The 24,422-nt window shown below is 60.1% G+C and carries 23 protein-coding genes; 3 read left to right on the forward strand and 20 right to left on the reverse strand.

Features of this window, described 5'->3' with window-relative positions; all coding sequences use genetic code 11:
* The first annotated feature begins 71 nt into the window (after nucleotides 1-71).
* On the forward strand, nucleotides 72-1,292 hold the full coding sequence (locus tag I5192_RS09940) for an aminopeptidase P family protein (RefSeq protein WP_223116772.1): 1,221 nt from the start codon (nucleotides 72-74) through the stop codon (nucleotides 1,290-1,292).
* 30 nt (nucleotides 1,293-1,322) lie between these two features.
* On the opposite strand, the gene speB is transcribed toward I5192_RS09940, so the two are convergent.
* Nucleotides 1,323-2,294, reverse strand: a complete 972-nt coding sequence (gene speB, locus I5192_RS09945) for an agmatinase (protein WP_223116773.1) — start codon at nucleotides 2,292-2,294, stop codon at nucleotides 1,323-1,325.
* 190 nt (nucleotides 2,295-2,484) lie between these two features.
* Here speB and I5192_RS09950 point away from each other — a divergent pair, with 190 nt between their 5' ends.
* Complete coding sequence (locus I5192_RS09950) at nucleotides 2,485-3,855, forward strand: DUF3179 domain-containing protein (protein ID WP_223116774.1); 1,371 nt, start codon at nucleotides 2,485-2,487, stop codon at nucleotides 3,853-3,855.
* Here the strand turns inward: I5192_RS09950 and I5192_RS09955 are convergent, their stop codons facing one another.
* The 17 genes from I5192_RS09955 to I5192_RS10035 all read right to left on the reverse strand — a co-directional run bounded on the left by I5192_RS09955 (nucleotide 3,856) and on the right by I5192_RS10035 (nucleotide 21,169).
* Nucleotides 3,856-5,541: a chloride channel protein gene (locus tag I5192_RS09955; RefSeq protein WP_170392011.1), complete on the reverse strand. Its 1,686-nt coding sequence runs from the start codon at nucleotides 5,539-5,541 to the stop codon at nucleotides 3,856-3,858. It lies immediately after the preceding gene.
* Nucleotides 5,542-5,633: 92 nt separating this feature from the next.
* On the reverse strand, nucleotides 5,634-7,283 hold the full coding sequence (recN, locus tag I5192_RS09960) for a DNA repair protein RecN (protein ID WP_223116775.1): 1,650 nt from the start codon (nucleotides 7,281-7,283) through the stop codon (nucleotides 5,634-5,636).
* Between the two features lie 36 nt (nucleotides 7,284-7,319).
* Entirely contained in the window at nucleotides 7,320-8,183 is an 864-nt protein-coding gene (locus I5192_RS09965) for an outer membrane protein assembly factor BamD (protein ID WP_170392015.1), read from the reverse strand.
* Nucleotides 8,184-8,309: 126 nt separating this feature from the next.
* Entirely contained in the window at nucleotides 8,310-9,230 is a 921-nt protein-coding gene (gene lpxC / locus I5192_RS09970; protein ID WP_170420844.1) for a UDP-3-O-acyl-N-acetylglucosamine deacetylase, read from the reverse strand.
* Between the two features lie 214 nt (nucleotides 9,231-9,444).
* Complete coding sequence (gene ftsZ, locus I5192_RS09975; RefSeq protein ID WP_170661999.1) at nucleotides 9,445-11,046, reverse strand: cell division protein FtsZ; 1,602 nt, start codon at nucleotides 11,044-11,046, stop codon at nucleotides 9,445-9,447.
* Between the two features lie 291 nt (nucleotides 11,047-11,337).
* Nucleotides 11,338-11,814 carry a hypothetical protein gene (locus tag I5192_RS09980; protein WP_223116776.1) on the reverse strand — a complete coding sequence of 159 codons (477 nt, stop codon included), beginning with the start codon at nucleotides 11,812-11,814 and terminating at the stop codon, nucleotides 11,338-11,340.
* Nucleotides 11,801-13,135: a cell division protein FtsA gene (ftsA, locus tag I5192_RS09985; protein WP_170392023.1), complete on the reverse strand. Its 1,335-nt coding sequence runs from the start codon at nucleotides 13,133-13,135 to the stop codon at nucleotides 11,801-11,803. The genes I5192_RS09980 and ftsA overlap by 14 nt, the downstream gene beginning before the upstream one ends.
* Nucleotides 13,136-13,143: 8 nt before the next feature.
* Entirely contained in the window at nucleotides 13,144-14,148 is a 1,005-nt protein-coding gene (locus I5192_RS09990; RefSeq protein ID WP_170420838.1) for a cell division protein FtsQ/DivIB, read from the reverse strand.
* On the reverse strand, nucleotides 14,136-15,053 hold the full coding sequence (locus I5192_RS09995) for a D-alanine--D-alanine ligase (RefSeq protein WP_223116777.1): 918 nt from the start codon (nucleotides 15,051-15,053) through the stop codon (nucleotides 14,136-14,138). Before I5192_RS09995 ends, I5192_RS09990 begins: the two co-directional genes overlap by 13 nt.
* A 108-nt stretch (nucleotides 15,054-15,161) precedes the next feature.
* Nucleotides 15,162-16,088, reverse strand: coding sequence for a UDP-N-acetylmuramate dehydrogenase (gene murB, locus I5192_RS10000; protein ID WP_223116778.1), 927 nt, complete (start codon nucleotides 16,086-16,088; stop codon nucleotides 15,162-15,164).
* Nucleotides 16,085-16,378 (reverse strand): hypothetical protein, encoded by a 294-nt coding sequence (locus I5192_RS10005; RefSeq protein WP_170392030.1) that lies wholly within the window; start codon nucleotides 16,376-16,378, stop codon nucleotides 16,085-16,087. Before I5192_RS10005 ends, murB begins: the two co-directional genes overlap by 4 nt.
* A gap of 23 nt (nucleotides 16,379-16,401) precedes the next feature.
* Nucleotides 16,402-16,668, reverse strand: a complete 267-nt coding sequence (locus I5192_RS10010; RefSeq protein ID WP_170392032.1) for a DUF2484 family protein — start codon at nucleotides 16,666-16,668, stop codon at nucleotides 16,402-16,404.
* Nucleotides 16,665-16,913, reverse strand: coding sequence for a DUF2484 family protein (locus I5192_RS10015; protein WP_170420832.1), 249 nt, complete (start codon nucleotides 16,911-16,913; stop codon nucleotides 16,665-16,667). Before I5192_RS10015 ends, I5192_RS10010 begins: the two co-directional genes overlap by 4 nt.
* 4 nt (nucleotides 16,914-16,917) lie before the next feature.
* Nucleotides 16,918-18,324, reverse strand: coding sequence for a UDP-N-acetylmuramate--L-alanine ligase (murC, locus tag I5192_RS10020; protein WP_170512296.1), 1,407 nt, complete (start codon nucleotides 18,322-18,324; stop codon nucleotides 16,918-16,920).
* Nucleotides 18,321-19,418, reverse strand: coding sequence for a UDP-N-acetylglucosamine--N-acetylmuramyl-(pentapeptide) pyrophosphoryl-undecaprenol N-acetylglucosamine transferase (locus I5192_RS10025; RefSeq protein ID WP_170625283.1), 1,098 nt, complete (start codon nucleotides 19,416-19,418; stop codon nucleotides 18,321-18,323). The genes murC and I5192_RS10025 overlap by 4 nt, the downstream gene beginning before the upstream one ends.
* The gene (gene ftsW, locus I5192_RS10030) at nucleotides 19,418-20,581 is read right to left on the reverse strand and encodes a putative lipid II flippase FtsW (protein ID WP_170392040.1); all 1,164 of its coding nucleotides are present in this window, start codon (nucleotides 20,579-20,581) and stop codon (nucleotides 19,418-19,420) included. The genes I5192_RS10025 and ftsW overlap by 1 nt, the downstream gene beginning before the upstream one ends.
* Before the next feature lie 252 nt (nucleotides 20,582-20,833).
* Nucleotides 20,834-21,169, reverse strand: coding sequence for a cupin domain-containing protein (locus tag I5192_RS10035; protein ID WP_170392042.1), 336 nt, complete (start codon nucleotides 21,167-21,169; stop codon nucleotides 20,834-20,836).
* Nucleotides 21,170-21,362: 193 nt separating this feature from the next.
* Here I5192_RS10035 and I5192_RS10040 point away from each other — a divergent pair, with 193 nt between their 5' ends.
* Complete coding sequence (locus I5192_RS10040) at nucleotides 21,363-22,541, forward strand: NAD(P)/FAD-dependent oxidoreductase (RefSeq protein ID WP_223116779.1); 1,179 nt, start codon at nucleotides 21,363-21,365, stop codon at nucleotides 22,539-22,541.
* Here I5192_RS10040 and I5192_RS10045 read toward each other — a convergent pair.
* Nucleotides 22,538-22,912: a glycine zipper family protein gene (locus I5192_RS10045; protein WP_255611713.1), complete on the reverse strand. Its 375-nt coding sequence runs from the start codon at nucleotides 22,910-22,912 to the stop codon at nucleotides 22,538-22,540. The genes I5192_RS10040 and I5192_RS10045 overlap by 4 nt on opposite strands.
* A gap of 112 nt (nucleotides 22,913-23,024) precedes the next feature.
* A complete protein-coding gene (gene murD / locus I5192_RS10050; RefSeq protein ID WP_223118291.1) occupies nucleotides 23,025-24,419 on the reverse strand; it encodes a UDP-N-acetylmuramoyl-L-alanine--D-glutamate ligase in 1,395 nt (464 codons plus the stop codon).
* Nucleotides 24,420-24,422: the final 3 nt, after the last annotated feature.

The following is a 24,422-nucleotide window of genomic DNA, read 5'->3' on the forward strand; positions in this document are numbered from 1 at the left end:
CGAGACCGCCTGTCCTGAACGCCGGGACAAGTGGCCGGGTTTGCCGCCCGGCAATGATGAGAGACCTAGTCATGACAGACACAACAAAACGCCCCGAATTCTTCACCTGCCACAATGGCGACAAGGCGCCCCTGCCGTTCAGCAAGGGCGAATACGACCGCCGCCTTGGCGCCCTGCGCGCAATCATGGCCAAGCATGACATCCCCGCCGTCCTGCTGACCTCGATGCAGAACATCGCCTATTACTCCGGCTTTCTGTACTGCTCTTTCGGCCGCCCCTACGGCTGCGTGGTAACACAGGACGCTTGCACCACTGTCTCGGCAAACATCGACGCGGGCCAACCGTGGCGGCGCTCGGTTGAGGACAACGTCATCTACACCGACTGGAAGCGCGACAATTACTGGCGCGCAGTGGCCAGCCTGATCGGCGGGGCCAAACGGATCGGGATCGAAGGCGACCACATGACATTGGCGGCGCGCAACACGGCGCTGGACATGCTGGGCGGACCGGAACTGATCGATATCGCACCTGACACGATGTTTGCCCGCATGGTGAAATCCGCAGAAGAGATCGAGCTGATCAAAGGCGGCGCGCGCACCGCTGACGTGGGTGGGGCCGCCATTCACGCAGCTATCCGTGAAGGCGCCACCGAGATCGAGATCGCCATGGCTGGACGCGACGCGATGGAAGAGGAAATCGCCCGCGCCTACCCGGATGCCGAATACCGCGACACATGGGTCTGGTTCCAGTCGGCGCTTAACACCGACGGCGCACATAACCCGGTGACTAAACGCGCGCTGCAAAAGGGCGATATCCTGTCGCTGAACACCTTCCCGATGATCTCGGGCTATTACACCGCGCTGGAACGCACGCTGTTCCTGGGCGAACCCGACGCCGACAGCCTGCGCCTGTGGAAGGCCAATGTCGCGGCGCATGAGCTGGGCCTGAGCCTGATCAAACCCGGCGCGACCTGCTCGGGCATCACGGCTGAGATCAACCGCTTCTTCGCGGATGAGGGCCTGCTGCAATATCGCTCGTTCGGGTATGGCCATTCCTTCGGCATCCTCAGCCACTATTACGGGCGCGAGGCCGGTCTGGAGCTGCGCGAAGATATCGACACGGTGCTGGAACCCGGCATGGTCGTCTCGATCGAGCCGATGCTGTGGATCCCCGAAGGCCAGCCCGGCGCGGGCGGCTATCGTGAACACGATATCCTTGTGGTTGGTGAAGACGGGGCCGAGAACATCACCGGCTTCCCCTATGGTCCCGGCCACAACATCATCGATGCATGAAAAAACGGGTGGGGCGACAAGCCCCACCTTCTACCGCTGGGCGCGTTCGTGAAAGATGAAGCCCAGAAAGTTCAGCAATAGCTGCGCCGCCAGAATTTGGGTACTTTCCGTCGGGTCGTAAGCAGGCGCGACTTCGACCAGATCGATGCCCACAACATCCCCGCGTTTGGCCAGACCCTGTAGAATTTCCAGTACATCGTAGTAGAGAAACCCGCCATGGCTGGGCGTACCTGTGCCCGCCGCGATTGAAGGGCAAAAAGCGTCGATATCTATCGTTACGTAATACCGTGCCCCCTGCGGGATACGCGCCAGCACTACCTCGGCCCCCAGTTTGCGCACCTGCCGCACAGACAGGATGTCCGACCCGCGCGCACGGGCGTCGTCATAGCCTTCCTTCGCGGTGGATGAGACATTCCGGATGCCCAGCTGCGTCATGCCTGAGACATAGTCTTTCTCAATCGCCCGCCGCATCGGGTTTCCGTGCCCGGCAGTCACCCCGTGGCGTTCATCGACAAAATCCAGATGCGCGTCGATCTGCACCACATGGATCGGGCCGTTCTGCGCGCAATCCTCGGCGAAGGCATTGATACAGGGGATGTTGATCGAATGATCGCCGCCGATGGTCACCGGCAGCGCGCCTGCTTTCAGGATTTTGCCCACGCCCAGTTCGATATTCGCATGGCTTTCCTCGGTCTTGGTATGGATAATATCCGCATCCCCCAGATCAACGATCCGCACGGAGCCATCCAGATAGGTTGCGTCATCTTCGTGATCATAAGCCCCGGCGTGGCCGAAACTGAACAGGGTCGAGGCTTCGCGCACGGCCCGAGGTCCAAACCGCGCCCCCGGTCGCCATTGGGTCCCGAAATCGAAGGGCGCGCCGAGAACGGCGATATCCGCCTCTATCTCATCCCAATTCTCAACATAAGGAGATTTGGCGAAGGTTGAGATGCCGACAAAAGGCAGGTTTAGTCGCCCCGCCTTATAACCATGGTCTTGCATGGGTATTTCCTTTTTCATTGCCACTGTCACGTTCGATGACATCAATCGCAGCAGCATCTTGTGCTCAGGATGGACCAATGTCGAGATGCCCGGCGTGCAGCTTCAGAAATTCGAGCCACTCACGCGAGTGTTGCGTGTATGTGATCTGCTTTGCGGGCAAGATCGAATATGAACCCGATCGGAGGATGCCATGTCGATTCCACGTCGCAGCTTTGTCGGCCTGTTGGGGGCAAGCGCTGTAGCACCTCGAGCTCTTTGGGCGCAGGATGACCCTGTCTACGATGCCGTACGTTCAACTTTGTATGGTAGTCGGACCGATTTCGAAGCCGGGATGGCGTTCCTGACCGAGCGCGGCAACCCGGACGTTGTGCCCGCGCTTTTGACGGCGATGCGCTATGGCAGAAGGCGAGAGCGAGACATTGCCAAAGTCATGGAAGCGTTGAGCGGCGCGCGCCACGGCACAGACTGGTTCGAATGGATGCTATGGCAAGAACGGAACGCTCAGATTGTACCTCATCCATCTTTGATACCGTTCAAACGCGAAGTTCTTTTGGGCATCGATCAGAACTTCGATGTGTTCCTGAAACCCGAATATTTGCAACGCGACAACATGAAGATTCGGCTGGAAGAGATCAGTTGGGGTGGTGTGCTCAAGGATGGTATCCCTTCGCTGGACAATCCCAAGCTGATCCCTGCGGCGCGGGCGGACTACATGAAAGACGACGATCTGGTCTTTGGCGTCTCGATCAACGGCGATGTACGCGCTTATCCGCTGCGCATCATGGGCTGGCACGAGATGTTCAACGAGGTGATCGGAGGCGTTTCGGTAGCACTGGCCTATTGTACGCTGTGCGGATCGGGGATTTTGTTTGAAACGCAGGTCGAGGGGCGGCGGAAGCCGTTTGTATTTGGCTCGTCCGGGTTCCTGTATCGGTCGAACAAATTGATGTTCGACCGTGAGACGCATTCGTTATGGAACCAGTACACAGGTAAGCCCGTGGTCGGACCGCTGGTCAACAGTGGGATCGAGCTGAAGCAGCGTCCTGTGGTGATCACCCGCTGGGACAGCTGGAAGGCGTCGCATCCAGATACGCAGGTGCTGTCGCTCAGCACCGGTCATCGGCGCAACTATGGCTCGGGCGTTGTGTATCGCGATTATTTTGCCTCACCCGATCTGATGTTCCCGGCCTTGGTCGATCAAAGTCGGCATCGCCAGAAGGACTACGTGTTCGCCGTGCGCCAGTTCGGCGCGGCGCGGGCGTGGCCGTTGGACGCGTTCAAGGGCAAGCCGGTGATCAACGATGCGATTGGCGGGCGGGCACTGATGCTGATGGGCGACCCGGACAAGCGCAGCGTGCGCGCCTACGAGCGTGGATCGCGCCAGTTCCGCGCGACCACCGATGGCGGGCTGCTGGACGAAACGGGCAACAAGTGGCGCGTCACCGAAGAGGCACTGATTGGCCCGGATGGCGCAGAGTTGCCGCGCGTCGCGGGACATATCTCGTATTGGTTTGCCTGGGACAATTATCTGGGCGACACAGCCAGCGTTTACGGACGCTGATCAAGAATGTTCCTCGGCCGCTGTGGCGGCCAGCGCGCGGTTGTAAGCTTTCAGCGCGTCGATGTGATAGAGCGCGCCAACGGGGTTTTCACAGCCGTCCTTGTCGATGATCACCACCGGGATGCAAGGGATGTCATCGCGGTCGAAATATGGCATCGCGGCCTCAAGCGTGGCGCTGGCCTTGACGCATAGGCCTTGTTCGATCAATGCCTGCGCGTCTTCCTTGGAGATCGAACGCGCGTCCCCCAGCGGGCGCATCACCGCGCCTGCCCGCAACATTGCCAGCAGGTACGCCTGCGGCCCGGCGGCCAAGTGCACATTGCGTCGTTCCAGCTGGGTCAGGAAGAAGGACCGGTCCACAAGGCGCGAGGCCAGCGCAGTGGACATCGAGACCGAAACCATCACGGCGAGGCCGATCTGCCAGTCTCCGGTCAATTCAAACACGATGAGCGTGGTTGAGATTGGTGCGCCCAGCACCGCGGCAGCCACCGCGCCCATCCCGGCAAAGGCATAGAGCGTATGGGTGCCTGACACATCTGGCAGTAATCCGGTGGCGATCAGGCCGAAGGCCAACCCGGTCAGCGCTCCGATCATCAATGAAGGGGAAAACACACCACCACCCATGCGACCGCCCATGGTAATCGCCACTGCGACGGTTTTGATGACCGCGAACAGGATCGCGGTCGTCAGCACGAGGTCCCCGGTCAAGGCACGGATCGTGGTTTCGTATCCCACGCCGATGATGTGCGGAAACCAGACCGCCAACAGGCCGAGCATCGCGCCCGAAACACCGGGGCGCAGCCAGCGCGGCAGAGACAAGCGGTTTTGGATATGCGTGCCGATATCCTCGGCGAAGAAGATCGATCGCATCAGCAGCAGCGAGACCAGCCCGCAAATCAGGCCTAGGATCAGGAAGGCGGGCAGCTCGACATAGAATTGCAACGACCCGGGCGTATCCAGCGTGAATTCGGTCACGTCACCATAAGCCAGCCGGTTGATCACGGTCCCCGCGACCGAGGCGATGACAATGGGCGCAAAGGCATGAACGGCGAAGTGGCGCAGCACAACCTCAAGCGCAAACAAGGCACCGGCGATGGGGGCGTTGAAACTGGCCGAAACAGCAGCGGCCACAGCGCAACCCAATAGGTCGCGCCCGGTGATACCGTCGGCGTGGATACGGTCGCTGACCCAAGTCGAGATGACCCCGGCCATATGCACAACAGGTCCTTCTCGCCCCGTGGATCCGCCTGAGCTGAGCGTGATCAGCGAAGCGAAAAAAGATGCGATACCGGCCTTCTTTTCGACCCGTCCATCAGTGATGGCCGCACCCTCGATCACATCAGCTACCGAACGCACACGGCCATCATCGGTGTACCTGTTCAGGATGATCCCGACGACCAACCCGCCGACCACAGGTGTAAGGAAAATCCAGAGCCAATGCAGCTTCTCAGCATGGCTGTGCAGGAACAGGATATCTTCGGTGTTGTAGAGATAAGCCTGCAACGACGAGATCGCCATCCGGAATCCCAGCGCCATGAAGCCTGCAGCGATCCCGATGACCAGAGCAATAAACCAGAACTGAATCTGGCTGGGGCCACGATGAAGCATTACCCGCCATGCATCCCGCAGCGCCGAGAGGGCTTGATTGAGCTGATTGCGCAGCACGGTGCGGGTCGATTGGGTCATTGGCCCTCGTTGGGGTGGTCGCCTGACCCTTAGTAAGCCACGCGCGCGCCTTAGAAAAGTCGGTTCACGACAAGATGCTCACAGAATGCGCGTCATGCATCCAACAGGGCACGGGCAGCGGCACGTGCCTCATCCGTAATGGTGTCGCCTGCGACCATCCGGGCGATTTCGTCGACGCGGTCGGGGTCGGCCAGCGGGATCACGGTGGACAGGGTCTGATCGCCGGTGACCTGTTTCTGCACCCGCCAGTGATGCGCCGCCCGTGCGGCCACTTGCGGCGAGTGGGTGACGACCAGCACCTGCCCGCCCTGCGCGAGTGCGGCCAGACGGCGGCCCACCGCGTCCGCCGTGGCACCGCCGACACCGCGGTCAATCTCGTCAAAGATCATCGTGCGGGCACTGTCTTCGCCCGTTAGGCAGACCTTAAGCGCCAGCAGAAAGCGGCTGAGCTCGCCGCCCGAGGCGATTTTGTTGAGCGGCCCTGACGGCGCCCCCGGGTTGGTGGCGACGGTGAAGGCCACCGCGTCGGTGCCTTCGGGGCCTGGGTCGGTCGCGGTGATCTCGGTCCGGAACACGGCGCGTTCCATTTTCAGGGGCGCGAGTTCAGCCATTACTGCGGTGTCCAACGCACTGGCGGCCTTACGGCGCGTTTCGCCGAGTGCGGTGGCCGCGTTGTCATACGCAGCTTGTGCCGCGTCCACAGCAGCGCGTTTGTTGCTGAGGTCGGCGTCACCTGCATCCAGCCGGTTCAGGCGGTCGCGCAAGGTATCGGCGAAGGTGCCCAGATCATCGGGGGCCACATCGTGTTTGCGTGCCAGCGCGCGAATGGCAAAGAGGCGTTCCTCGGCCTGTTCCAGTTCCGCTGGGTTAAAATCGAGCGCTTGCAGACAGGCGTTGACCCCATCCTGCGCCTCGCCCAGTTCGATCAGGGCGCGACCCAGCGCTGCAATGGGGCCTTCCAACTGGCCACCCGCATTGTCCGACACGCCTTCCAGCCAGCGCACGGCATCGGCCATCGCGCCCTCGGCCCCGTCGCCGCCTAGCAAGGCAAAGGCACGGGCCACGTCGTCGCGAATCCGTTCGGCCCCTTGCATCATGCGGCGGCGGGCGTCGAGATCGGCATCCTCGCCCGGTTGCGGGTCAAGCTGATCCAACTCGGCAACGGAATGACGCAGGAACTCTTCTTCGGCACGCATAGCCTCCAGCGCTGCCTCAGTCTGCGCCAGAGCTTTGCGGGCGATGGACATCTGGCCCCATGCGGCACGCACGGCGGCCAACTGATCCCCTGCCCCGGCATAGGCATCCAGCGTTGCGCGATGCCCGCGTGGGTTCAGCAGGCCTCGGTCATCATGTTGGCCGTGTAGTTCGATCAGAGTTTCCGACAGCGCCCGTAACACTTCGCCCGAACAACGGCGGTCATTGACCCATGCAGTCTTACGTCCCTCGGCCGTGTTGACGCGGCGCAGGATCAGCTCCTCGCCACCGGGCAGACCCGCCTCGGCCAGAATCGAATGGGCAGGGTGATCGTCAGGCAGTTCAAACTCGGCCACAACTTCGCCCTGTGCGGCCCCCTGACGAACCAGCTCGGCGCGCCCTCGCCAGCCCAGCACAAAGCCCAGCGAATCCAGCAAGATCGACTTGCCCGCGCCGGTTTCACCGGTCAAAGCATTCAAGCCCGGCTGAAACGTCAGCTCCAGCCGGTCGATGATCAGCATGTCGCGGATATCAAGGGCGCGCAGCATCGGGTCTTTAGCGTCCCAAGCCTTTAGCCATGGCCGTTACAACCACTCACCCTTGACGGTCTGGCGATAGATCGTGCTGAGCCAATTGTTACCTCGGCTCTTTAGATCGAGACCACGCGACGTCAGCAACGTGTACCCCGCGTCGTACCATTCCGAGGACTGATAGTTGTAACCCAGAATCGCACCCGCGGTCTGCGCCTCGTCCACCAGTCCCAGCGCCAGATACGCCTCGATCAGGCGATAGAGCGCCTCGGCGGTATGAGATGTGGTCTGAAAATCTTCGACCACCACGCGGAATCGGTTGATCGCCGCAGTGAAGTGATCCTGACGCAGATAATAGCGCCCGATCTCCATCTCTTTGCCAGCCAGATGGTCGAAGGCAAGGTCGAACTTCAGTACGGCAGATGTGGCATACTCACTGTCTGGGTAGACTTCGATCACCGTGCGCAGGGCCTGCAGTGCCTGAAAGGTCAGCCCCTGATCACGGCCAACTTCGTCGATCTGATCATAGTAGCTGAGCGCCAGAAGATACTGGGCATAGGCGGCGTCTTCGTCAGTGGGATAGAAATCGATATATCGCTGCGCGGCGGCGCGGCTTTCTTCATAGTTCTGGTCCGAATGGAATGAGAACGCCTGCATGATCAGCGCACGTTTCGCCCAATCGGAATAAGGATAAAGCCGCTCTACTTCAGAGAAATACCAAGCCGCGTCGTCCGAGCGATTCTGCGACAGCTCGTATTCACCGCGGGTGTAAATCTGTTCAGGCGTGAAACCTTCGAGGTTTTGGCTGCGGTCTGCCCCACGGTTACCAAACAGACCTCCGGCATTGCCACATGCCGTCAAAGTTGCTGCCAGAAGAAGCGCACCTGCGATTCTGACTGCCGCTTTGCTGCCAACCATTCCGCCCATCCTTGTCGTCTACTTAGCGGGAATTACCCCTGATCGGGCCTCGGTCTAGCACATAAAATTCCAGTGCAAAACGCCTTATCCACCCTCATGGCGCAAATGTCGTCAGAGTTGATCAGATCACGCAACCTGCGGGATTTCGCTTCGCACAAGGCCCTGGCCGGGCAGACGCGCGGCTTGTTCAGGGGTACAAAGGATCGGTCGCACAGCGCCCGGTGTTTCGAACAGTTTGCGCAGCAATGTGTTAGTCATCGAATGCCCCGACTTCTCGCCGACAAAGCGCCCCAGAATCGGACCGCCTGCAAGATAGAGATCACCCAGAGCGTCCAGCATTTTGTGGCGCACCGCTTCATCCGTGTGACGGAAGCCACCCGGGGTCAGGACTTCGTCGCCCTGTACGACTACGGCATTGTCCAATGTGCCGCCCAAGGCCAATCCGTTTTCACGCATCGCTTCGACATCTGTGCGGCGGCAAAACGTGCGACTGTCGCAGAGTTCACGCGCAAACGAACCATTGCGCATGTCCAAAACTTTTGTCTGGCTTCCAATGGCGTCATCTTCGAAATCAATGTGGAACTCGATCTCCAGACCTTCCGCAGGCGCGATAGATGCCTTTGCGCCCTCGCGTTCAACAGAGACGGGTTTGAGCACTTCATAAGCCAGTACCGGACTAGCCTGACGACGAACGCCTTTGGCCATGATGCCCCGAACAAAGGCCACGGACGAACCATCCATGATCGGGACTTCGGGACCGTCGATTTCAATCAGCGCATTATGGACACCACATCCGGCAAGTGCCGCCATGATGTGTTCCACAGTCGATACCGACACATTCGCATCGTTAACCAATCGTGTGCAAAGAGGCGTCCGCTCAACAACATCATAGATAGCGGGGATCAACGCATTGCCCAGCTCGATATCAGTCCGTTTGAACCAGATTCCATGACCTGCCGCTGCAGGCTTCAGAACCATCGTCGCAGGCTTGCCGCTATGCAGCCCAGTGCCCACAAACGTGACTGAAGATTTGAGCGTATGTTGCAATGTGAGCCTCGGTGAGTTGTGTCCAGCCTATCAGGGGCTGTGTTGCACCCTCAACTAAGGAAGGGGGCGTTAAGGCTCAACTCACCTTTTGCAACCGAATGAAACATGAATGTGACACATCGGCAAATCCCTGCTTACACCAGCTCAACACTTTGTGTTTCCACAAAAAAGGGCCGCGCGATGGCGGCCCTTCGGGATGATTTTGTTACCGCGATCAGTTGGCCTGACGCCTTAGGAAGGCGGGAATTTCGATGCGCTCCTGATCAGGATCGGCTTCATCCTGAACAGGTGCCGTTGCGTCAACCGACCGCATCGCAGGCTGTTGGCGTACCGGTTGAGCGGGCGTATCGGCCGCATGGCCGGTCATCCGGTCAATCAATCGGTTGAAGCCAAAACGCGGGCGATCCTCGGTCGCTTGCTGCGGCTGAGGGGCCGGTTCGCGAGGTGCCTCAGGCGTCGGACGCAGCCGGTTCGAAGGTACTTTCTGAACTGCGGCCTGCAACCGCTGCATCGCTTCCGGAGACGGTGTGCCGGGGGTCTGGGCACGCGGTGCGTCGTAGGAGTCGACTGTCTCTTCGACTTCGGGTTGCGGTTCGAACTGCGCAACCTGAGGCTGATAGGCGGGCGGAGGCAGCCCGTCATCGTCCTGCTCGGCAGCGGGTTGTTCGTCTTGCCAGCCTTCATTGAACTCAACATCTTCGATGGACTCGAAGAGCGTGGGCGCAATGTTGTCCTCAGCCGGGGCCTCATCTGCAGCGATTTGTTCAGGCGTGGAGTCTTCTGCCGAAACCGTGCGTGTCAGCGGAGCCGACATCGAACGGCGGGCGACCGGTACATCTTCGCTTTTCTCGCTGGCATCGATACCGGTGGCAACGACTGAAACGCGCATTCCGCCTTCCATCTCGGTGTCGAGGGTCGAACCGACAATGATATTGGCCTCCGGGTCCACTTCCTCGCGGATGCGGTTGGCAGCCTCGTCCAGTTCGAACAGGGTCAGGTCGTGCGCACCGGTGATGTTGATTAGCACACCCTTGGCACCCTTGAGGCTGATTTCGTCCAACAGCGGGTTGGCAATGGCCTTCTCGGCTGCCTGAATGGCGCGATCTTCACCGGTCGCTTCGCCTGTGCCCATCATCGCCTTGCCCATCTCGTCCATCACGGCTCGAACGTCGGCGAAGTCGAGGTTGATCAGACCCGGACGCACCATCAGGTCGGTTACGCCTTTGACGCCCTGATACAGGACATCGTCGGCCATCGAGAACGCCTCGGTAAACGTTGTCTTTTCGTTGGCCAGACGGAACAGGTTCTGGTTCGGAATGATGATCAGCGTGTCAACGACTTTCTGCAGCGCATCAACGCCGTCTTCGGCCTGACGCATACGCTTGGCGCCTTCGAACTGGAAGGGTTTGGTGACAACGCCAACGGTCAGGACACCCAGCTCCCGCGCTGCCTGCGCGATGATCGGCGCCGCGCCGGTGCCTGTGCCGCCACCCATGCCGGCGGTGATAAAGCACATATGCGCACCCGCTAGGTGATCGACGATCTGTTCGATGCTTTCTTCAGCTGCTGCAGCACCCACGGTCGGACGCGCACCTGCACCTAACCCTTCGGTGACTTTGACGCCCAGCTGCACCCGCGCCGACGAACGGCTTTGCTGCAGCGCCTGTGCGTCTGTGTTGGCGACGACAAATTCAACGCCGTCCAGCTGTTTTTCAATCATGTTGTCGACAGCATTGCCCCCAGCGCCGCCAACGCCAAATACGGTAATCCGAGGCTTGAGTTCGTCGTGCCCGGGCATCGAAAGATTTAATGTCATGCTCTGTCCGCCTGTTTTTTATGTTGCCGCAAAATGCGGTTTTTCTGACCTATCCACAGTCGATTTTACTGTGTCATTTCGGAAACGTCACCAGAAAAATCGCACGAATCCACAAAATATGGAGGAAATAAGGCAGCAAACAGCGGCATTTCGCTGTTACCGCGACATGTTGCGGCGAAAGGCTCATGCGCCACTACACACGGAAAGACCCCACCCGCCTTGAGGGGGTGCGAAAACTTTTAGTCACTCGTTTGGTCGCGGAAAACTGCTCAATGTCCTGCCGCTGGGCCTCTACCGGGCCTTGAACCTTATTTTGCGGCAATTTGGCAGTTGCCGCAACTGATTTCTTTCGCCTACCGGGGCACTTGGGCAATTCAGGCCATCTTCAGAGATGCTACGGACCTCTTGCGTTTCGCTGCCGACGAAGCGCGCCAGCCGCACCATCAGCCGGTCATTGTACAGGTAGGGCCACCAGCGGACTGGCAGGCCATCGGGCGCATCATCGTACAGAAAACAGATCTGGCCATTTGGCGTGGTGATCTGGCCATAGACACAGCCCCGCCCCTCCATCCGCCAGACCGAGAGAGTCGGGCTGAGAAATTCCTCAGTTCCGACCAACATACCGCTTCGGATTTCATGGAAGGTGATCGTTTTGCCAACGACGGCGCTCAGAAACGCCTCTGGCGTAATCAGGGTTTGAGCCGGGGCCGCAGCGGGCCCAAGGGCCGCGCCAACGGCTGCACCACGCAGGGCATTACCAATTGTCACGGAACCAGCGCACGGCGCGCTTGAACGGGCGCGCGGCATAGGTGTCGACCGGGATCTCAAAATCCCACCATTCGTCCTGAGGATGCGCCGCAAACAGGCTAAGCCCCACTGCCGAAGAAAAACCGGGCCCGGTCGCGGATTGCGGCAGGCCATGAACACGCAGCGGGCGGCCCAAACGAACACGCTGACCCAGAATCCGGCTGGCAAGACCGTCTAGCCCCATGATCTGGCTGCCACCACCAGTCAGAACGATCTGCTGGCTTGGCAGGTGGTCGAAACCGGCAGCGTCCAGACGAGTACGCACCTCTTCGAGAATCTCCTCGACGCGGGGGCGCATGATGCCGATCAACTCGGCACGGCTGACGGTACGGCGGTCATGCTCCCAATCGCCAGTATCGCCACCGATGTCGATCAGGTCGCGATCATCGGCTCCGGTCGCGTGAACGCCACCGTTAAAGGTCTTGATCCGTTCGGCCACCGCTGCGGGCACGCCGAGGCCCATCGAAATGTCGCTGGTCACGTGATCCCCGCCCATGCGCACGCAATCGGCATAGATCATGTGTTTCTTCATGAAGATCGAGATGCTGGTGGTGCCGCCGCCCAGATCGATACAGGCCGCGCCCAACTCCTGTTCGTCCTCGACCAATGCGGAAATGCCCGAGACATAGGCCGAGTTCGCAATCCCTGCCAGCTCCAGATCGCAGCGCTTGATACAGCGGACGATGTTCTGGATCGCCACCGCATCGACGGTTAGCATGTGCATATCCACTGCAAGGCTCTGCCCCAACTGCCCGCGCGGATCGATTAGTCCCGAGCGGTTGTCGAGCGCGAAATTCACCGGTTGCGCATGCAGTACCTCGCGCCCTTCGCCGTAATCGGGCACATCGCAGGCGTTCAGGACACGACCGACCTCGGCTTCGGTAACTAGTTGCCCTTCCAGATCGACCTGTGCATCCAGCCCGTACGAGCGCGGGTTCGCCCCTGAGAAGGATGCAATCACGTGATCCACGCGGATATCGGCCATCTTCTGCGCCGCCTGCAGTGCGGTGCGGATGGCGCGTTCGGTTTCTTGCATCGCAGTGACTTCGCCGAACTGCACCCCGCGCGAGCGGGTGGTCGCAGCGCCAATGACGCGGAACCCGGTCTGACCGGCCATGGAGCCGATCGAGTTATCCTCGGACAACCGCCCCGTCCCGTCGAAGCGCAATACAAGGCAAGCGATTTTGGAGCTGCCGACATCCAGGATAGCAACTACACCGCGTTGCATTGCCTGTCGGCGCATCTGCCGCATAGCCCTTTGGGACTGATAAAGATCGGTCATCATGGTCGTTACTGCCCGCTACTCACATCTACTTTTGTGTTCCACCAGTCTTCGCTGGCCGTTTTGTTCATTCGGATGGTCGGTCGCTGCCCCAGTCGCATGTCGACCACGGCCACGTCACGTTCTAAAAGGTCCTGCACCTCGTTCACCGCCAACACGCGTTCCAGCGCGCGCGCCGGACGTTCGGTCGGCAACATGATGCGCTGGTTGCGATCCAGCACCAGATCCCAGCGCCGTTCGCCAACGCGCACCAAACCGCGAACGCGGTCGCCCAAGCTGCGGGCAGTGGTCAGGATTTGCAGCGCCTCGGGGACATGTTTGTTCGCGCCCTTCCCTGCGATCAGTGGCAGGGCTGCGTGATCGGCGCGTGCTGAAACACGGTCAACATGGGCTCCGGTTTCATCCAATAGCTCGATCCCGTCTCGGGTGCGCCAGACGATGACCGGCTGGCGTTCGACCACATCAACCTGAAGAATCCCGCCGGGGCGAATGCGTACGGTTGCCGATTTCACCGGGTCAAGCCCGGTGATGGTGTCGCGGATCAACTCCACATCCAGATCCCACGAGCTGAGCGGGAAATCGAGCGGCACGATCTCGCGGATATCCTCAGACAGTGCGGTTCCTGCCCCGTCGATGGCCATCAAGTTGACCATGAATTCGGGGCGCTCCTGGATCGAGGTCTTGATGTCGGCGATATAGGTACTGACCGCCTCACGACGTTCTTCGGCGGCAAAGAAGCCACCCACCAAACCAAAGACGGCCAGAACCGGCAGGCCAATTTTTAGCCCGCGCCGGATGCCGGGGGTGAGCATCCAGCGCTGAAAGCGGTAGCTGAGGCGCGAGGGCGCGGGGTCCGCGTTGCGCGCGCGGCCAAAAAGACGCGCCCCGCGCAAATGCAGCTTAGGTTCGGTTTTGGGCTCGGGCCTTGGCGCGGCGGTGAAATCGGCATCCGGCCCCGCCAACGGTTTGGTCCGGTGGATCACCGGCGCGCGGGTGGCGGTCAGCGGTCGCATGAGGCATCCTCCACCATCCAGGCGCAGAGCTGGCCGAAACTGATGCCAAGATGCTCGGCCTGTTCGGGCACCAGCGAAGTCGGCGTCATGCCGGGCTGGGTGTTGGTTTCCAGCAGGAACAGCCCGTCGGCACCCTTGCTGTCATCCCAGCGGTAATCGGTGCGGGACACGCCGCGACACCCCAGCGCAATATGCGCCTTAACCGCATAGTCCATGCAGCGGTCAAAGATATCCTGCGGGATCTCGGCGGGCAGCACATGCCACGAGCCGCCGGGCTTGTACTTGGCATCATAATCGTACCAACCGCCATCGGTCATGATCTCGGTCACCGTCAGGGCGCGATCGCCCATCACGGTCACGGTCAGTTCCCGGCCCGCGACGTATTTCTCGACCATCACCTGATCAGGCATCGCCTCGTCCAGTTGCGGCGGGCCGTTGGCATTTTCATGCACGATATAGATGCCGACGCTGGAACCTTCGTTGTTGGGCTTAGCCACATAGGGCGGCTCCATCACATGGACCTCGACCACCTCGACCTTGGGAACGATCAGGCTGGGTACGATAGGTAATCCTTGGGCGGCGTAGACCTCTTTGCTGCGTTGCTTGTCCATCGCAAGGGCCGAAGCCAGCACGCCGGAATGCGTGTAAGGAATGCGCATCCATTCCAGTAGCCCCTGCACACAGCCATCCTCGCCCCAGCGTCCATGCAGGGCGTTGAACACCACATCGGGTTGGATATCGGTAAGGCGAGCAGCAAGGTCCGGACCTGCGTCCAGTTCGACCACTTCAAAGCCTTCACCCACAAGAGCGGCTGCGCATTCGCGCCCAGAGCTGAGAGACACCTCGCGTTCCGCCGAGGGGCCGCCCATCAACACCGCCACTTTGGGGTTTGTCCTGCTCGACATACCCAATGTGCGCCTCAATGTCCCCGGACCTTATGTGGTGGTCCGTACTGCGTTTATGCCTTTGATCCGTCGTCCTAATTTGCCTGTTATGGTCTGACGGTCGGGGCTTTATTCTTTCAGCGGATCACCGACCCGCATGATTTCCCACTCTAGCGTGATGCCGCTTGTTTCGTAAACCTTTTTTCGCACCTCTTCACCCAGACCTTCCAGGTCCGCGGCGGTCGCATCGCCCGTGTTGATCAAGAAATTCGAGTGCTTGGGGCTCATCTGCGCACCACCTTTGGTGGCCCCGCGCATACCCGCGTCATCGATCACTTTCCACGCCTTGAGGTCATGCACATCGTCCGCGCGCCCAGTCGACGAGAACCCGGCTGGATTACGGAAGGTCGACCCGGCGCTGCGGTCCTTGGTGGGTTGAGTTTCGTCGCGCTTTTTTAGCTGCGCCTCCATGCGAGCGTGCAGCTCAGCTGGATCGCCCGAGGGGCCTTGAAACGTCGCCGAGATCAGCACCGCGCCTTCGGGCAGGTCGGACTGGCGATAGCGGAAGCTGAAGTCTTGCGGGGTCAGGTCCACGATCTCTCCGGCGCGGTTGACTACGGTAGCCTTTTGCAGCACATCCGCAGTATAGCTGCCGTAACAGCCCGCGTTCATGCGCACGGCCCCGCCGATCGACCCGGGTATCGTGCGCAGGAAAGTCAGGTCCACACCTCCATCCGCTGCTTTACGCGCCACATGCGCATCCAGCGCGGCGGCACCCGCGCTGACGGTATTGCCGTCGACCGAGATACCATTGAACCCGCGCCCCAATCGGATCACCACCGCCCGCAGACCACCATCACGGACGATCAGATTGGATCCGACACCCATAGGAAAGATGGGAACATCCGCAGGCAGATCACGCAGAAACGACTGAAGGTCTTCGGTATCGGCGGGTTGAAACAGATAATCCGCTGGTCCGCCGACGCGCAGCCAGGTGAGTTCGGAAAGAGAACGCGCCGCGGACAGGCGGCCACGGACGTCGGGCAGCTCGCTCATGCGCCTTCCCGGGATGCAAGGCTGCGCCCGCCTACTCCACCCATGATCACCGCAAACAGGAAGGGCAGGACCGCACCGGTCAGCCAGACGAAGGGGCCGAACGCCTGTTCCTCTTCCCCGGTGCCGACACTGGCCAGCATTATGATCAGTACCAGACCAAGGGCCGAGGTCAGCCCGATCAGCCACAGCAGTGCCTTGAGGCCGATCCAGCGCGCGGCGACAAAACCCGCAAGCGTCCCGAGGATCAGGGTAATCAGCGGCAAATAGGCGAAAGTGGCGATGTCGACCATGGGGGCCTCCTGAAAATGGCCAGTTACTTGTTCGCCGCCTTCATGCCCTGCATTTTCGCCTTTGTCCAACGGGTGAGGTAAATCACCGGCCAACGCAGAACTGACATACCTGCAGCCAGAACCAGCAGCCCGATCCATGGACCATTTTCATAGGTGACATAGCCTAGGATAGGGACGCCAACGGCGATCAGGAAATAGGCGCGCCGCCAATGGTTGTCCTTGCTGGGCAACATCGCCAACACGTTGGCGACAACACCCCACAGACCGGCAAGCGCAATCGACCAGTTCATTCCGACACCTCTTTACCCGTCCACTTGCGCCAGTAGTAGCGGATCGGGTTGCGGTACATCGAAACAAAACCGCCAGCAGCCAGGATTCCGACGAACCAGCCATAGTCTAAACTCAGCCACAGAATCAGAGCAGGCGCGCTGGCAAACAGTACAACACCCGGTGGGAATTGCAGGCGCATCGGCAGCATCGCCACAATGGTGGAAGCGAAGACCCAGACGCAGGCGAGTATGAGCGATAGCGCCACGAGGTTAGCTCGCTTTGGCGATTAACCGGTCAGGCAAACCGTTGGCCCAGGTGCTGATCGTACCTGCGCCGAGGCAGACGACCATATCGCCCGGGCGGGCCTGTTCACGGACAAGGCGGGCCAGGTCTTCTTCGTTCAAGATCGCGCGCGCGTGGCGGTGGCCGTGGCGGATCAGGCCCTGCACAAGATCGTCACGGCTGGCACCTTCGATCGGATCTTCGCCTGCAGCAAAGACCTCCGCAATAGCGACCACGTCGGCGTCGTTGAAGCAGGTGCAGAAATCGTCGAACAGGTCGGACAGGCGGGAGTAGCGGTGCGGCTGGTGGACTGCGATGACGCGGCCCTCGGTGGCCTGACGTGCGGCCTTGAGAACGGCGGCGATTTCGACCGGGTGGTGGCCGTAATCGTCGATGATGGTGACGCCGTTAATTTCCCCGACCTTGGTAAAGCGGCGGTTGACGCCGCCGAAATCGGCCAGCGCATCGCGGATTTCACTGGCCTTCATGCCCAGATGACGGGCCACGGCCACGGCGCTCAGCGCATTAGAGACATTGTGGTCGCCGGGCATTGGCAAGGTGCAACCTTCGATCACCTTGTCTTCATGGCGTAGGTGGATGTCGAAATGGGCGACGCCACCCTTATAGGTCAGGTTTTCGGCCCGCACATCGGCCTGTGCGTTGAAACCATAGGTGCGCACGCGGCGGTCGGAGATGCGGCCAACAAGCGCCTGCACCTCGGCATGATCTGTGCAGCAGACGGCCAAGCCATAAAACGGCAGGTTCGAGACGAACTCGTAAAACCCGTCGCGCAGTTGGTCGAAATCGCCCCAGTGCTCCATATGCTCGGGGTCGATATTGGTGACGATGGCGATGGTTGCAGGCAGGCGATTGAATGAGCCGTCGCTCTCATCCGCTTCAACCACCATCCATTCGCCCTGCCCCATGCGGGCGTTGCTCCCATAGGCGTGGATGATGCCGCCATTGATGACGGTGGGATCGAAATCGCCGGCGACCATCAGTTCCGCCATCATAGTGGTTGTTGTGGTCTTACCGTGAGTTCCGGCGATGGCAATGTTCGAGCGCAGGCGCATGAGTTCCGCCAGCATGTCGGCGCGACGGACGACGGGCAGGCCCTGCGCGCGTGCCTCGTCCAGTTCCGGGTTCCCCGGTTTGATCGCAGTTGAGACCACGACCACGGCGGCGTTCTGCAAGTTCTCGGCACGCTGGCCTTCGAAAATCTCAGCACCCAGCCCAGCCAGCCGGTCAGTAATCTTCGAGGTTTTCAAGTCCGAACCTTGTACACGGTAGCCAAGGTTCAAAAGCACCTCTGCGATACCCGACATCCCGATCCCACCGATGCCCACGAAGTGGATCGGTCCGACGTCCTGCGGCAGTTTGGTTGCTGGATTCATGAGGTCTCCTTCTGCGCCAGTTGCTCGACAAGGGCGACCAGACGCTCGGTGGCGTCCGGTGCCCCGACCGATAGCGCGGCATGGGCCATTTGCTGTGCGGCTTCGGGGTTGGTGAGAACCGTGGTCATTTGCTGTGTCAGCGCGGGAACGTCAAGGGCGTTTTCGGGGATCATGATCGCACCGCCTGCCTGAACCAATCCACGCGCATTGGCTGTTTGATGATCTCCGGCAGCCGTGGCAAGCGGGATCAAAATCGACGGGCGGCCAATCACGGAAATGTCGGCGATACTGGAGGCACCTGACCGGCTGACAACCAGCTGCGCGTCGGACATACGGCGAGGTACGTCGTCAAAGAAAGGCTGTACATCGGCGCGTATGCCGTGATCGGCGTAAAAGGCCTTGACCCGTTCACCATCCTCATCGCGGGCCTGATGCGAGACGCGGATATACCCGCGCAGATCTTCAGGCAGCGCAGCGATGGCACCCGGCACCACGTCACTGAGGATACGTGCGCCCTGAGAGCCGCCCATCACCAGGACGGACATCGGGTACTCCCCAGGCGGGATATAGGGGGCAGCAGCGCGTTCAAGAACGGAGGCGCGAACCGGGTTACCAGTGTGTATGCCCTTGGACCCTTCAGGCAAATCGGTGGGCCAGACACCACAGGCCACTTGAGCCACACGGGTGGCAAACAGTTGGTTTACCCGGCCCAGAACGCCATTTTGTTCATGGATCATACGCGGCAGCTTCAGCAGGATGGCCGCGCCCAGCGCCGGTATCGACGGATAGCCGCCAAAGCCCACCACCACATTCGGCTTGTCACGCATCATCTGCACAGCCATGCCAGTGACTCCAGCAGCAATCTTGGGTCCAACCAACATCTTGGCCGCTAATCCGCCTCGGGCGAAGGTGGCCGAGGATGCCTCGACAATCTCGACGTCTGCGGGGAACGCGCCGGTATAGCGCGCTCCGCGCGGGTCGGTGGACAGGCGCACACGCCAGCCTTTCTGCAGCATCGCCTCGGCCAACGCCTGCGCGGGGAACATGTGGCCCCCGGTGCCACCTGCTGCGACTAGTAGATAAGGTTTGCCCATCAGCCTCGTCCGCGCAGAATGTCGCCCAGCTCGCCCTGCGGGCGGGTTCGGGTGAAGGCCAGCAACATGCCAACCGCGATGCCGCCAGCAATCAGAGACGATCCGCCATAACTGACAAAGGGCAACGTCATGCCCTTGGCGGGCAGAAGACGCACGGCGACGCCCATGTTGATCATAGCCTGCACGCCAAACATGCAGGCCAGACCAGTGCCAGCCAGACGGATGAACATGTCGCGTTCGCGCATCAGCCGCAGCAGCGAACGCACAACGATCAGCGAGTACAGCGCGATGATAATCAGCACCAAAATCAGCCCGTATTCTTCGGCCGCGACCGCGATGATGAAATCCGTATGCGCATCAGGCAGAGACCACTTGACCTGCCCCTCACCCACGCCGACGCCGAACAGACCGCCTTCGCGGATGGCATTGGTGGCATACCCAAGCTGGGTGGTCGGATCGAGTTCCTGATTAAGGAAACCATCGATACGACGGGCAAAGTGCTCGGAATTGGAATAGGCAAACATGCCGCCCAGAACGACCGCTCCGGCCATGCCGACCAGCAATAGCATCGGGGCTCCGGCGACAAAATACATCACACCCCAACCAAAAAGGATAAGGCAGGCCTGCCCGAAATCGGGCTGCATCACCAGCATTGCCACGATGGACATACACAGTGCAAAGGACCACAACCGCCCCGGCGGGCCGTTGATTTCCTGTGATGCGGCCAACAGCCATGCGGCCACCACGACAAAACCGGGCTTGAGGAACTCGGATGGCTGCAACGAGGCAAAACCCAGCGAATACCAGCGCACCGCGCCTTTGCCAAAGTCTGTACCGAAGACCGGCAAGAAGGCCAGCGCCACGAACGAGGCCAGAAAGCCCAGAATCGCCAGCCGCCGCACCAGTGTCGGCGACATCATTGAGGTCAGCAGCATCGCGACCAGCGCCAGCCCGCCAAAGATCGCCTGACGTTCTACATAGTGGAAAGGATCGAACCCGTTACGCCCCGCCAGTGGCGGCGACGAGGCCAGCCCAAGCAAAAGCCCGATGACAAACAGGATCAGAACGCAGGACATCGTCCAGCGATCAATCGTTCGCCACCACTTCGGAAGAATCGGTTCTCCGCGCTGGTCCTGGACCGCGCCATACACCATCTCAGTCATGAGATACCGCCACTATCTGCCTCGTTAACGTCCCGTTTTCGGGATCTGATTGAGAGTCTACAGGGATTTTTACATTTGGGCTAGCAGAATGACAGGCAGAACTGGAATTCCGGAACGATGAGCCGCCGTTGACAAACGCGCATGCATTCAAGCAGCGCATGCTGCCTGTTCTGATCGACGGCCCGTTGAGGCTCGGTTTGAGTTCATCCAAATATCAACCGCGCCCAACGTCATTGTTCAAAAAGTAAATCGTCAGTCTTTGATGGGGTATCTGTCAGGCTCTTCAAACACATCGATCACTCGGGAACCCGCCTTGATGCGCCCGCCATGCTCCACTCCGGCTGGGATAGAATAGCTGTCGCCGGGCAGATAAACTTTCGTCTCGCCGCCAATGGTGAGTTCAATTTCTCCTTCCACCACCGTACCCCATTGGGCACCATGTGAATGTAGTGGGAGTTCCATTTCTTTAAGAAAAGTAAAAAAGGCGACCAAACCAGCATCAGATCGAATGACCGCCGTCTGCACAACGTCTTCGGGAAATGGCACGTCTAGTCTTGGAAAGTCTGTAATGAAGTTTGGAAAACGCATGTTTTTACCCCTTTAAATGGATCTAACCGGCAAGCATTAGCACAGAGCCTAGCATGTCAGAATGCACTACGACTAAAAATCCACATACCATATGGCACAAACCCAAGTGCCGCTGAGAAATTCTGTGGGCCAAACCCACACCGTTTTGGTCTGCGCTCTTGCCATCGCTCACAATCCACGCCATGCGCAGCATATGGATTTCGAGACGATCATCCTCGGTGCTGGCGCGGCCGGCATGATGTGCGCAGCCCATTGCGGTGGCCAAGCGCTGGTGATCGACCATGCAAAAGCTCCCGGAGAAAAGATCCGCATCTCGGGTGGTGGACGATGCAATTTCACCAATATGTATGCGGGACCGGGCAATTTCCTGTCTCAGAATCCGCATTTCAGCAAATCAGCGCTGGCGCGATATACACAGTGGGACTTCATCGAACTGGTCGATCGCCATGGCATTGCATGGCATGAAAAAACGCTTGGGCAATTGTTCTGCGACGGGTCTTCAAAACAGATCGTCCAGATGCTGCTGAATGAAATGGTCAAGGCCGAGGCCGAGCTCTGGGTGCAGACGTCGCTGCGCAACTTGCGCAAAACCGAAAGCGGTTTCGCTTTGGATGTCGAAAGCGATGGCAAGCACATCCCTCTGACCTGTCGCAATCTGGTTCTGGCCACGGGTGGCAAATCGATCCCCAAAATGGGCGCGACGGGGTTGGCCTATGACATCGCGCAGCAATTCGGGCTGCAGATAACCGAGACACGGGCGGCGCTGGTGCCGTTCACCTTCTCGGACGGTCGGTTCAAGGATCTGTCCGGCGTCTCTTTGCCCGCTCGACTATCAAACGAGCGCAGCAGTTTCGACGAGGCTTTGTTGTTCACCCATCGCGGGTTGAGCGGTCCTTCGGTGCTGCAATTGTCTTCGTACTGGCGCGAGGGTGAGGCAATATGGGTCAACCTGATCCCCGATTTGCCTTTATACGATCTGCTTCGCGATCAGCGGCAGGCTGTTGGGCGCAAGGCGCTGACCACCGAATTGGCACGCCACCTGCCCACGCGTCTGGTGGAATACCTCGCACACCATATCCCGATGAAGGGCAATCTTGCGGATCAGTCTGACACGGCGCTGTCGGAACTGATCGCCGCATTGTCCAACTGGCGGCTTACGCCGTCGGGCACCGAAGGTTATCGCACCGCCGAGGTCACTCTGGGCGGGATCGACACGGATGGGCTGTCGTCCAAAACGATGGAGGCCAGGGATGTCCCCGGCCTCTATGTCATTGGTGAAGCGGTGGATGTCACCGGCTGGCTGGGCGGTTACAATTTCCAATGGGCGTGGTCCTCGGGCCACGCCGCAGGAAGTGCCATCGCAAGCCGTTAGCCTACGACGTTGTATCCACGTCCGCGCATGCAATTGCGCACGATGACTTCTTTGTTCTGGTTCTTGTTGATCACATCAGCACCTGCACCAACCAGCGCGCCTGCAACTGCGGCGCGACCCAGATTGTCGCTGCTGTCCTGAACGATGCCGGTGACGGCTGCGGCACCTGCGGCACCGATTGCGGCGTTGCCTGCGGTCGATCCGTCAACGCTGGCCTGCGAGGCTGCAAGCTGCTGGCACTGATAGAGGTCCGAGTTGTAGTTCGGACCCACCGGGCCATCGATCACGGGCTGATAGTTCGCCCCGGTATTGGTGCAGGCCGCAGCCGCCAGCAGTGCGGGAACGACCAAAAGAAGTTTACGGTTTGGCATATTCATGACCTCGTGTTGAATTTCCTGAAGGCAAAAACCAATGCAGGCTGTGCGTCAAGCAGATAGGTCCTCAGCTTCGCCGAACCGGCGATCTATTGCAAACGCATTGCTTTCAGAGGCGTTTTTTAACCTGAACCACGAAGTCATCGCCACGTTGTTCGAAGTTGTCATACTGGTCGAAACTGGCCGCAGCAGGTGCCAATAGAACGGTTTCACCGGGCTGCGCATCGGCCATGGCCTGCATAACCGCCGCTTCCATAGTGGTGCAGACTTGCGCATCGGCCTGCAACTGCATTGCAAAGCTCGCCGCCTCACGCCCGATGACGTAGGCCTTGATTACGTGGTCCCCTGCCCCGTTCAGCGCCTCAAGCCCGCCTTCTTTCTCAAGCCCGCCACAGATCCAACGTATCTTCTTGAACGCGCTCAACGCTTTGAGGGCGCTATCTACGTTGGTGGCTTTCGAGTCGTTCACATAGGTCACGCCATCCGCCTCGGCGATGATCTGGCTACGATGCGGCAGACCGGGGAAACTATGCAGCGCATCTTCTATGACGCGCGGCGCAAGGCCCAATGAGCGACAGGCGGCATAGGCGGCGCAGGCGTTCTGGTGATTATGCGCACCGGGCAGGCCCTTGATCTCACGCAGGTCGATCGATCCGGCCTGACGGCCCTTGCGGTATTCCGACAGGAAACCCTTGCGGGCAAAGACCTGCCAACCCGACCCGGTCAGCTTGCGCGCCACCGAGACGCGGATCACCCGGTCATCCGACGGTCCCTCGGCCAGTTGCCCGGCCAGAAACGCGCCCTCGGCCTCATCTATCCCGATCACGGCGCGGTCTGGACCTCCTTCGGCGAACAGGCGACGTTTGGCGGCAAAGTAACCACCCATTCCACCATGTCGATCCAAGTGATCAGGTGAAAGATTGGTGAAAACCGCCACATCCGGCGTCAGTGCGCGGGCCAGTTCGGTTTGGTAGCTCGATAGCTCCAGTACCACGACAGATCCATCGCCACCTGGGCCGATGTCCAGCACGCCGCGCCCAATGTTACCCGCCAGTTGCGAGTCGCGCCCGGCCTCGGTCAGGATATGTTGGATCAACGCAGCGGTGGTTGATTTGCCATTCGATCCCGTCACCGCGATGACGCGCGGTGGGATGTCGTAGTTGTTCCATTCAGGGCCTGCGAAAGAGCGAAAGAACAGACCTATATCATTGTCGACCGGAACTCCGGCTTCCAACGCAGCGGCCACAACCGGGTTCGGCGCGGGGTAGAGATGAGGGATGCCGGGCGAGACAATTAGTGCGGCAATATCGTCAAACGCCCCGTGGCGGCGCAGATCGACACACGAGAATCCCTCGACCTCTGCCGCTTCACGCGCGGCGGGGTTGTCATCCCAGCAGATCGGCTCAGCCCTGCCAGCGCGCAGCGCTCGTGCGGTGGTCAGACCCGACCGACCTAGCCCCAGAACCGCTACTTTCTGCCCTGAAAACCCTTTGACCGGGATCATTGC

It is taken from the genome of Ruegeria sp. SCSIO 43209 (assembly GCF_019904295.1).
In the GTDB taxonomy this organism is placed as follows: Bacteria; Pseudomonadota; Alphaproteobacteria; order Rhodobacterales; family Rhodobacteraceae; genus Ruegeria.

What these genes read in the sequence shown, in the direction of transcription:
- I5192_RS10040 (WP_223116779.1), top strand. Translation starts at nt 21,363, where the DNA reads ATGGATTTCGAGACGATCATCCTCGGTGCTGGCGCGGCCGGCATGATG.
- recN (WP_223116775.1), bottom strand. Translation starts at nt 7,283, where the DNA reads ATGCTGCGCGCCCTTGATATCCGCGACATGCTGATCATCGACCGGCTG.
- I5192_RS09955 (WP_170392011.1), bottom strand. Translation starts at nt 5,541, where the DNA reads ATGACCCAATCGACCCGCACCGTGCTGCGCAATCAGCTCAATCAAGCC.
- I5192_RS10045 (WP_255611713.1), bottom strand. Translation starts at nt 22,912, where the DNA reads ATGCCAAACCGTAAACTTCTTTTGGTCGTTCCCGCACTGCTGGCGGCT.
- murB (WP_223116778.1), bottom strand. Translation starts at nt 16,088, where the DNA reads ATGAGCGAGCTGCCCGACGTCCGTGGCCGCCTGTCCGCGGCGCGTTCT.
- I5192_RS09990 (WP_170420838.1), bottom strand. Translation starts at nt 14,148, where the DNA reads ATGCGACCGCTGACCGCCACCCGCGCGCCGGTGATCCACCGGACCAAA.
- ftsA (WP_170392023.1), bottom strand. Translation starts at nt 13,135, where the DNA reads ATGACCGATCTTTATCAGTCCCAAAGGGCTATGCGGCAGATGCGCCGA.
- I5192_RS09965 (WP_170392015.1), bottom strand. Translation starts at nt 8,183, where the DNA reads ATGGTTGGCAGCAAAGCGGCAGTCAGAATCGCAGGTGCGCTTCTTCTG.
- murD (WP_223118291.1), bottom strand. Translation starts at nt 24,419, where the DNA reads ATGATCCCGGTCAAAGGGTTTTCAGGGCAGAAAGTAGCGGTTCTGGGG.
- I5192_RS09995 (WP_223116777.1), bottom strand. Translation starts at nt 15,053, where the DNA reads ATGTCGAGCAGGACAAACCCCAAAGTGGCGGTGTTGATGGGCGGCCCC.
- I5192_RS09940 (WP_223116772.1), top strand. Translation starts at nt 72, where the DNA reads ATGACAGACACAACAAAACGCCCCGAATTCTTCACCTGCCACAATGGC.
- I5192_RS09950 (WP_223116774.1), top strand. Translation starts at nt 2,485, where the DNA reads ATGTCGATTCCACGTCGCAGCTTTGTCGGCCTGTTGGGGGCAAGCGCT.
- I5192_RS10005 (WP_170392030.1), bottom strand. Translation starts at nt 16,378, where the DNA reads ATGGTCGACATCGCCACTTTCGCCTATTTGCCGCTGATTACCCTGATC.
- speB (WP_223116773.1), bottom strand. Translation starts at nt 2,294, where the DNA reads ATGCAAGACCATGGTTATAAGGCGGGGCGACTAAACCTGCCTTTTGTC.
- I5192_RS10010 (WP_170392032.1), bottom strand. Translation starts at nt 16,668, where the DNA reads ATGAACTGGTCGATTGCGCTTGCCGGTCTGTGGGGTGTTGTCGCCAAC.
- I5192_RS10035 (WP_170392042.1), bottom strand. Translation starts at nt 21,169, where the DNA reads ATGCGTTTTCCAAACTTCATTACAGACTTTCCAAGACTAGACGTGCCA.
- murC (WP_170512296.1), bottom strand. Translation starts at nt 18,324, where the DNA reads ATGAATCCAGCAACCAAACTGCCGCAGGACGTCGGACCGATCCACTTC.
- ftsZ (WP_170661999.1), bottom strand. Translation starts at nt 11,046, where the DNA reads ATGACATTAAATCTTTCGATGCCCGGGCACGACGAACTCAAGCCTCGG.
- ftsW (WP_170392040.1), bottom strand. Translation starts at nt 20,581, where the DNA reads ATGACTGAGATGGTGTATGGCGCGGTCCAGGACCAGCGCGGAGAACCG.
- I5192_RS10025 (WP_170625283.1), bottom strand. Translation starts at nt 19,418, where the DNA reads ATGGGCAAACCTTATCTACTAGTCGCAGCAGGTGGCACCGGGGGCCAC.